Genomic DNA, 9,202 nt, shown 5'->3' on the forward strand with positions numbered 1-9,202 from the left:
GGATGGAATCTCTGTTTCAGCCGGGTGATGAGAGACCCCTTTTGAATTGAAGGTGAACCATGATTTTTCTGAAAATGGCGCACCAGACACGATCGGCGTTCATTATAGCCTGTGGGTCCGGAAAAGCAAATGTTCGCTCAAAACGCAGATTTGTGCTATAAATAAAAATGGTTTCCCCTTGTTTTAGGGGGATTCCGGACTATTATTGAATTCAGGAAATCGTATCCGAAAAATAAATTTTCATCAAACCGATCTAGGAGAAACACAAACCATGGAAACACAAGCATTGGGGCGCACCGGGCTGAAAGTCAGCCGCCTGGCTTTGGGGGGGCTTTTCGTAGCCAAGCATGCCGCGGAACAGGCCGAGGCCAACCGGGTCGTTAAACGGGCCCTGGAACTGGGCATAAATTATATCGATACCGCGCCCAGTTACGGCAACAGTGAAGAGGCCCTGGGAGAAGCGTTTAAGGAGATCAAGCAGCCTTTTATACTTTCCACGAAGTTGGGGGGGCGCCCGGACCCGTTCAAACCCCAGGATAAAGCGGCGCTGCGTCAGTCGGTGGAGACCAGCCTGAAACTGCTTAACCGCGAGGTGATCGACATCCTGATGATACACGAGCCGGACCGGCCGGGGCAGTGGGACTGGTGGACCGACTGGCAGACGATCAACGGCCCGGTGCTGGAACTGATGGCTGAATTAAAAAAAGAAGGAAAGATCAAATACACCGGCCTGGGCGGCACCACCTGCTATGAATTGTCCCACATTATCAACAGCGGAAAATTCGACGTGGTGCTGACGGCCTTTAATTACAGCCTGCTGTGGCAGGAAGCCAAGGAGACGGCGGTCCCTGCCGCCCGGGCGCAGAACATGGGGGTGGTGGTGGGCTCGCCGCTGCAGCAGGGCGCGCTGGCCAGAAAGTACGACGCCGTCAATGATCCCTCGGCTTACTGGCTCTCCCCCGCCCGCAAGGAGCAGATGAAGAAACTCTATGCCCTCTCGGACGAATGCGGCCTCACCCTCCCGGAGCTCTGTCTGCGCTGGGTGTTGTCCGACCCGCGGGTGGATACCGTGCTGATGGGGGCGCGCTCCGTCAAAGAAGTCGATGAAAATGTCGCTTCAGCAGAAAAAGGGGCGTTGCCTGATGACCTGGTTAAAAAAATCGATGCCCTTTATCAGCTGGTGCCTTTCCGCCCGGCGGAAGAGCCGTGGGGGCTGGGCTGGAAGATAAGCAATCCGGGCTGCTATAAGGGACCGGCCGGGCTGCGGTAGCATGGCTGCTTGCCGCCGTGAATACCCCGACGGTAAGGGCCTTGACGATTATAAATATATCGAATTAAATCAAAACATCAGGAATTAATCTTATTTTTCAGGAGAAAGTATGAAGGCTGCATTGATCGAAAAACATGGGACGCTGGTTGTGAAGGATATCGCCGAACCGGCAGTGGGGGATTATGATGCCCTGTGTGAACTGTTGTATGGCGCCACCTGTACCGGCACGGATTCCCATATTATTGATGGGACTTTTCCCTGGATCAGCCCTCTCCCCACAGTCCTCGGGCATGAGTCGGTTGGGCGTGTGATCACACTGGGAAAAAAAGTCCGTAATTTTAAAGTCGGTGACTTGGTTACCCGGGTCGGGACACCACCTTCCCCGGATAAAAAGTTTTCCATCACCTGGGGGGGATTCGCCGAGCTGGGGGTAGCGAAAGACCATTGGGCCATGGCTGCCGACGGCCTGCCGGCCCAGGAGTGGAACAGAGCCCGGGTCAACCAGGTGGTGCCAACCGGGGTCGACCCGCAGGTTGCGCCGATGTACACCACCTGGAGGGAGACATTGTCATACATCCAGCGTATCGGTGTCAGCGCAGGAAAGTCGGTGCTGGTGGCCGGCTCCGGCGGCAACGGCCTCGCTTTTGCCGCCCACGCAGTGAACCTTGGCGCAACAGTGGCGATGGCCGGTGCGGCGCGGCTGGGCCAGGCGGTGAAAACCAAGGCCCGGGTCGAGCACTATTACGACTATACACAGGACGACCTGGCCATGAATATAAAAAATTATTTTCCTGAAGGGTTTGATTATGTCATTGACGCGGTCGGTGCGCCGGGGACTGCGGACGGTGTGCTCTCCCTGGTCAAAAACAGCGGCACGATCTGCATTTACGGGATTGACGACGCCAACAAGGTGGTGCTGCACCCCCGCTGGGCCCGCGGCACATTTTCCTTCCGCGGCCCCGGCCCGTACGACGAAGCCGAGACCCATCAACAGGTGTCAGAATACGTGCTGCAGGGAAAACTGGACGCAACGTTGTGGTACGACTTGTCGAAAATCGCCCAGCTCGACGGGATTGCTGATGCGTACGAAGCGGTCCGTAAACGGGTCGCGCCCAAGGTGCTGGTACAGTTGAAAAAATAGCGCCGGGTCTGCCGTCACATTGCAAAGTGTTGCCAATAGATGTTGTGATGCTGCCCCGCGCAATTCGCGACAGGTCATTCAACGATCCACGATGACACATGAGTACGGCAGGAAATGTTCGTGACCGCAATCGTCATTTATTTTCGCGAATCAAAGAAGTCAATCAGCCTATAGATATTTTCATTCACCTCGCGCATTGCAGTAGTCACCTCGGCATGAACCTCACCATTGGTTCCGTGCCGTTCGGTAAGCCATGCATGCGCGGGCTCATGCCGAGGATACTCCGTATCCCCTGGTACGAGCTTGAGGATCACGGGCTGCCTGTCTCAGCTTCTTGGACCACCGCCGATAATAAAGCGGAACCGGAATTCAACTTCGGGGTATATCGCAGCGATGGTTCAGGAAAACTGATATTACAGCGTATGCAGAATTATGATCCAACCGACGATAGCTCCGGCAGCACGATAACCCATTAGAACTACCGCTCTATTCTGAAAACATTCCCGATAGTGGTAAGATCGGCCCTGCCTGCAGCGCTTACGATAGGCCGCTGTGATCTGAAAAGGATCGGGGGTTCGCTGCCGCGTTTCACTTCGAGAAACACCTCCGCATCGGTGAACGGTTTATCGAGGATTGTTACCGCAAGATCATCGGAAGCGGAAGGATATACGGGATCTGTATCCGCAAGACCGCTTTCAGGAGGTAATTGTTTCCTCGGATTATATAGGAACCATGCGAGATATCCCGGGGGACATTCTTTTTTTGCGATGACCTGTTTGTGAAAGATCACGCTGACCTCGGCCGATTTCTTCAGGAATGTAACAACCGCCACGAAGTCGGTCGGCGGGGTACTGCATCCGGGACCACTCTCTGTCGGCTTTCTGCTCCCCGGGAGTTCAAGCCCTTCGACGACCTGCGGATGGTGGAAGAGAAGTATTTCCTCGCGCTCGATGTCCGGGCGCTTTCCCGACTGGAACCATCGCGCAAAATATCGATTGAGGCGCAGATACGCATATCCGTGATTCTCCTCCGGCATGAGCGATGTATCCTCGCTCATATCATTCCAGGTGATAATCGCAACGCTTTTCGCGCCGGAACGTATCGCCTCCATCCACTCATCCTGAAAGCTCACGATACCGAGCCGCTCGTAGATCTTCGGGCTTGTCGGCGCGGTGCCGTCTCCCCCGCGGGACTGCATGAACGACGGGGCGAATGACGGGCACCATTCCTTCTGCGATGCGGCGCACAACGCTTCGCCCTGTTTTCGCATTTCCAAGGCGTCGCCGTAGCTCGAATTCGCCGACCAATCGAAAACGGCATCGGCAGCGGCAAGCCAATCGGGTGCTATCTCACCGCCGTTCGGGAATCGCGGTAGTGAGGGATAGCGGCACAGTTTTAAATATACTTTCTCTCTGCCGCCGAGCGGGGCGAACAGCCACTGCGCTGCTTTCGCATACGGTACATTTTTAAAGAGCGCATGGTCCTGCATGGCGATGATCCATTTGCCGTCATGCTTTCTCCACACATCGCCGAAACGCTCGCTCCATGTTTTGAGGACTTGCCCGTAGCGGCGCATCTCGGCCTCAATCGTCGGGCGGGGTTCCGCGCCCCACGCCGTCATGATCTTTCCCCAGTTCTCCGGGTCCATCTTGAACCACCAGAAGTCGGGATAGAACTGAACGGTTTTTTCTTTCTGCATCTCGCCGAACAGCATGTTCTGGAACGCCGTATCATTGCTGTTTATTTCGCCCATCCGGGGATACATCCACACGGCGAACGTATTGACACCGGCGATGCACGCCTGCTCAATATCCCATCTCGCAGCGGCACGAAAATCGCGGCTTATCTCGACCTGTTCCGCAAGCGGTCTGGCAAGGTAGTCGTTCTGTCTCGACGGCTTTCCTTTCGGATGGAAGGTCGCGACCATCGATGTCATATAATGCGCAGCGATCGTCTTTGACCCTGACACGGTCGGTGTACTTTCCCGTCCCGCCCGTTCCTGACTAAAACCGCCAAAAGAAAAAATGGATAATACACCGAGAGCGAAAAGGGTATCATGTCTCATTCATTCCTCCGCTGTGATCAGGCGATCCGCAGTAGCACTATGATCCGATCATTACCGCACCATGAACAGATATGTTCCCCCGGCAGGCAGATCGAACGAATGCGTTAGCGCGGATGCGCTCGTGCGTTTTCCCGGCGCGCATTCGACGAGCGACGCGGGTTTTTTCAAACGCACCTTCACCGTTCCCGTGGCAAGCGGATGGAGCATGATAAGGTTCTCACACGCTGCACTCACAGTGCCTGGATCGGTAAGCTGCCATGCGCCGAAATATTTTGCAAGTGCCGCGATCATATTCCGCGAGAGCATGCGTGCCCCGATGAACACTGTTTTGTACGTACCGTAGTCCCTGAAGGCAAAACCCGCATGCGCGTCATCCCCATACGCTGAAAGCACGGTAGCGGATGCGTCGACGACGGCAAGCGTATACTCGTCCTTTTTAATCTTTTCCATTGATGCATTGAACACAGGCGGTGCTGTCAACTCCGACGGTCCGCCTGCGGCGAGCACGAATCCGGCGCTTCCGCTCGCAACGCGGACAACGACGATGTTCTTCCCTTGCTTAAGCCTTACCTTGAACTTATATGCGTTCACGGTGTAATCCGCTCTTTCATTGCCCTTTTCGATGGTATTAAAAACATCTTTCCCGTTCACCCACCATTGCATCCACCAATCCGCCCCGCCGCCGAAATACACATCCTCATCGGCTTTGGATTGAACGCGATAATAGACATAGGCATTGCGTTCCGGCTTCAACGCCCCGCCGATAATCGCCTGCAGATCGATGAATGTTCCTTGCAGCGTCACGTGCTTCGCCTCCGCTCTTGTGGCTCCGACGGATAATACCGCGGGAACGGCGTTGAGATCTTCGCTTTTGGGAAGCGTTTCGCTCTTGTCGAACGGCCCGAATACGGTACATTCCGCCGGCCATGTCACGCTGCCAAGCGCCGCCGACGCTTCTTCCCCCCACGATACGAGGCTGTGCTTATTGTCGACGGTAAACGACGGCACGGGTGCATCCTCAAGGCGTGAAACCTTCATCCCCATTGTCTTAGAAAGAGCATCGATGTCGTTAAACGACTGTGCATAGCCCGTATCCCGTAAAAACACAACGGTCGCTCCTGCGGATTTTATTTTCTCGATGCTCGCGATGAGCCGCTGATCGAGGTTTATGAGATTCTGCAGGATATACAGTTTCGCCTTCGGCACTTTCCCCTCGCGCAGGTCTTCCGCATAGTACTGCCCGTACGGCACCCCGGAGGCGTTCAATTCGTTCTGCTGGAAACGCGTCCATTCAAGCGGCGCGATCGCCGCGCCTCGGTTGAGATGGTCGACCGCCTTTTCGTCATACACGACGGCGACATCGGCGACAGGGTATTGCGCGGGTGAAGGCTTCACTGTTTTCGACATCTGCATGAGGAATTTCATCTCGTCTATTATCGCCGGATCGTCGTGGCCGTCGGACGCGCCGAACACATGGTTCCAGTGTCCCGCCGAATTGACCGTCCAGAGGTGTGCGTATTCGCGACGCCACACTGCACGAAGCGTTTCCATATCCTTCGACCAGCCCTGGACGAATTGATCGTGGAATATCCCCGCGCCGATCTCGACGCGGGCGGTAGGCTTCATGAGGAATGTCGGAAAATCCCAATCGCCGGCGAACATTTTTCCATTGACCGCGAAGGAAGCGAGCTGCGTGTTCACGCCGCCCAGATTCGGCGGAACACGCTGCGAATAGGCGAACTGACTCAGCGCAAAATCGATGTTCGTATCGCGGATAAATTCCTCTTCCGTTGTGCAGTCTCGCCGGCCCGGGCTTACCCCCGAGCAGATGCCGACCACCATGGGACGCGGCATTTCGCGTTTTATCGTCGCTGCCACCGAACGGATCAATTCAAGTCTTCCCTCGGTCGTGTATCGCTTCCAGTCCATCGCCCGCCTGTCGGTACGCGGGTCGTGAAAAAACCGTTCGCCCGCAAGATCCTTTGCCGGCGGAGGGGGAAGATCGCCGAGTTCCGTTACGCCAACTCCCCACGCAGCTGCAAGGGCATCCTTCGTGCCGTATCGTTTCTTGAGCCATGTCTTCCACTCCGATTTCGACGCGGGACAGTAATCGCCCCAATATTCCGGTTTCGAGAGATAATGATTCGGCGCATTCCAGTGATAGAGCTGCGCATCAACGCCGCCGCCGATGAGATACCCCATGACGCTTCGTCCCGGCGCAAGCCGCTCCACATCGCGCATGAAATTGGATACCATCTCGCACACGTCGTTTCGGAACGTCGCGGAGCGGAACGACCATGCGCCGCGTTCCCCGCTCCTCGGGGCGGGTATCTTGTCTCCATAACGCTGAAAGTGAGTGGTCCCTATTGCGTATTGTCCCCGTTCATTCTGCATGACATCATCGGGGTGCTCGATCGTCCATTCAGGATACGGGTCTATCAACAGCCATAAAAGGAGCTTTGCCCTCGGGTTTTGCACGAGTGCGCGCCAGAGCAGCGGTTCAATCCCCGAAGCATCGTACTTTCGATCGCCAATCCAATAGCAGGGCATCTGAGCGGAACTGGGGAATGTACCTAAATTCATATTGACGCGGATGATCTCAAAGCCGGCGTCAAAAAACGGCTTGAGATAGATCTTCCGCATCCCATCGGAATACCATATATCGCCCATCATGAACGGCATTGTCTTTCCGTTCATTTCGAACTGGGTTACGCCGTTCACCGGAAATATTCTCGACGTCGCCGGGCTTTGGGAAGCCACCGCCTTTCGTATCTCATCGGTAAGGGGCGGCGGTATTTCTATCTTCGGCTCGAACCATGCCGGCTGCTCGGAACGCCCGACCTCCTTATACCGTTCATCTGCCGCCGGGCCCATGGACTGCGAATGAATATCATATATCGACCGCACATCGATGGCTGAAAGTGCGCGCTTATATACGCGTACTTCGTCAACGGCGCCGTTGAGCCAATATCCAAAGGAGGCGCTTGCTGCATTCCCGCAGCCGATATAGAATTCGTCGCCGTATCTGAAATGCTCGCCTACAAACGGCTTTTCCGCGGATAGTTCGCCATCGACATAAAGAAGCAATTTTTTTGCTGCGGCATCGAAAACCCCGGAGACATGATGCCATTCTCCCGGTTCATACGCGCGTTCGGATACCGCCATAAAATGCTGTTTTTCGGTATTGAACGTTTCGATATAGAATCGCTTTGCTGTCGAGTATCCAAGATCGTTATGAAACCCAGGCCGTCCGCATACGGCGCCGATCTTCCCTACTGCAGCAAGCGGCTTTGCCCAGGCGGCAAAGGTATAACTGGTGAGCTTCTGTTTCAATACGGTATAGACGAGCGTATTCGAGCCGTTGAATTGGAGCGCGCTTTCTGATTTCCCCTGCGCCCAGAGCGCGGCACTCGATATCGGCCCGTTATGACCGAGCCCCGAGCTGTCTTTTGCCGTGCCGCCGGCGCGTTCGTCGAATTTCCAATAGCCGACAAGCCCCGCTGACATATCGCCCGTTTGCACGCCGGCAAGCGATGACACGTCGCTCGGCGAAAGCGCACGTGAAAAATAGAGCGCGTCATCGATGCTCCCGAAAAAGCTGTAGGAAAAACCGGTGCTGTCCGGATTCCCCGCACCGATGAAAAGCGTATTCTCATACGGATACATCTCCCCTTCGAACTTCGCCGAGGCGGCAAGCTCACCGTCGATGTAGAGGTTTATCTTCATGCTCTCTTTGTCAAACACGCCAGTCACCGCATGCCATGTCCCCGGTTCATAGACGTCCTGACTTTCCGCGATAAAAGTTTTCTTATCCTTGCTGACGATAAAAAAATGATATTTTTTGCTTTTCGTGTAACCGATGTACGTATGCCATCCCCTGCGCGCCATGATGGCTGTTGGATTTATACCGGTCGGTGCCGCAGTCGGCGCGGCGTATGCGTGAAAGGTGAAACTCCCGCCGGTGAACGGAACATCGGCTTTCACGTATGAGCTTTTCCCGTTAAAGGAGAATGCCGAGCCCGACTTTCCCTTCACCGCTGCCGTATCTACGGAAACCGTCTTACAGCGATTGGGTGAAGTATCGTCCGCCGTGCCGTCGAATTTCCATTCGCCGTCCGTTGCTATGGCGCTCAGTATTGCCGGCAACAGTGCGAGGCAGATGATACATGCGGATTTTGACATGAGCTTCTCCGTTCTCTCTTTTCTCTACACATCAATGTAGGCGGAATCGAGCGTGCTGTCAATGCATGGAATGGAAATAATCAGGACGATTCGGCATTACGCCGATTATCGCTCAGTCCTTGATCCTGAAAAGATAGGTATTTCCCGCCTTAACCATTATCTCATGGCGAGCCGATCGTGCGAACGTTCTTGCCCCCGGCTCATATTCCGCAAGGGATGACGGCTTTTTCATCGTTACCGGAAGCGTTCCCGTCTTAAATGCGTGTATCATGAGGAGTGAATCGCTCGCCGATACCACCGCAGCATTCGGTTTGGTCACCACCCATGCGCCCGCGTACGAAGCGATCGCATTGATAAGATAGCGAGAGAGCACCGATGACCCGATGAACATGGTGCGATAATTGCCGTGATCCTTCACCGCCGCCCCTGCGATGCCGATCGCTCGCACGGAGCACTTCGCCTCGGTCTTCATGACGGGCCGGGCTCCGATGGTGCTGATCGGTGGGGGCGCGACGACCTCGCCGGCGGGCCTTGGCGTCTCGCT

The 9,202-nt window shown here is 55.3% G+C and carries 6 protein-coding genes; 3 read left to right on the forward strand and 3 right to left on the reverse strand.

All coding sequences use genetic code 11. The annotated features are described in order from the left end of the window. Positions 1 to 271 precede the first annotated feature (271 nt). The 3 genes from AABZ39_12520 to AABZ39_12530 all read left to right on the forward strand — a co-directional run bounded on the left by AABZ39_12520 (position 272) and on the right by AABZ39_12530 (position 2,887). The gene (locus tag AABZ39_12520) at positions 272 to 1,270 is read left to right on the forward strand and encodes an aldo/keto reductase (GenBank protein ID MEK6795595.1); all 999 of its coding nucleotides are present in this window, start codon (positions 272 to 274) and stop codon (positions 1,268 to 1,270) included. A 109-nt stretch (positions 1,271 to 1,379) separates the two neighbouring features. Next, positions 1,380 to 2,411, forward strand: a complete 1,032-nt coding sequence (locus AABZ39_12525) for a zinc-binding dehydrogenase (GenBank protein ID MEK6795596.1) — start codon at positions 1,380 to 1,382, stop codon at positions 2,409 to 2,411. Between the two features lie 215 nt (positions 2,412 to 2,626). Then, on the forward strand, positions 2,627 to 2,887 hold the full coding sequence (locus AABZ39_12530) for a hypothetical protein (GenBank protein MEK6795597.1): 261 nt from the start codon (positions 2,627 to 2,629) through the stop codon (positions 2,885 to 2,887). A gap of 2 nt (positions 2,888 to 2,889) precedes the next feature. Here the strand turns inward: AABZ39_12530 and AABZ39_12535 are convergent, their stop codons facing one another. The 3 genes from AABZ39_12535 to AABZ39_12545 form a co-directional block, all read right to left on the reverse strand. Further along, the gene (locus AABZ39_12535; protein ID MEK6795598.1) at positions 2,890 to 4,476 is read right to left on the reverse strand and encodes an endo-1,3-alpha-glucanase family glycosylhydrolase; all 1,587 of its coding nucleotides are present in this window, start codon (positions 4,474 to 4,476) and stop codon (positions 2,890 to 2,892) included. A gap of 51 nt (positions 4,477 to 4,527) precedes the next feature. After that, entirely contained in the window at positions 4,528 to 8,658 is a 4,131-nt protein-coding gene (locus AABZ39_12540) for a LamG-like jellyroll fold domain-containing protein (protein MEK6795599.1), read from the reverse strand. 112 nt (positions 8,659 to 8,770) lie between these two features. Beyond that, positions 8,771 to 9,202, reverse strand: a 432-nt coding sequence (locus AABZ39_12545) for a hypothetical protein (GenBank protein ID MEK6795600.1), incomplete at its 5' end; no start/stop codon positions are given.

The sequence above is a fragment of the Spirochaetota bacterium genome, assembly GCA_038043445.1.
GTDB lineage: Bacteria > Spirochaetota > Brachyspiria > Brachyspirales > JACRPF01 > JBBTBY01.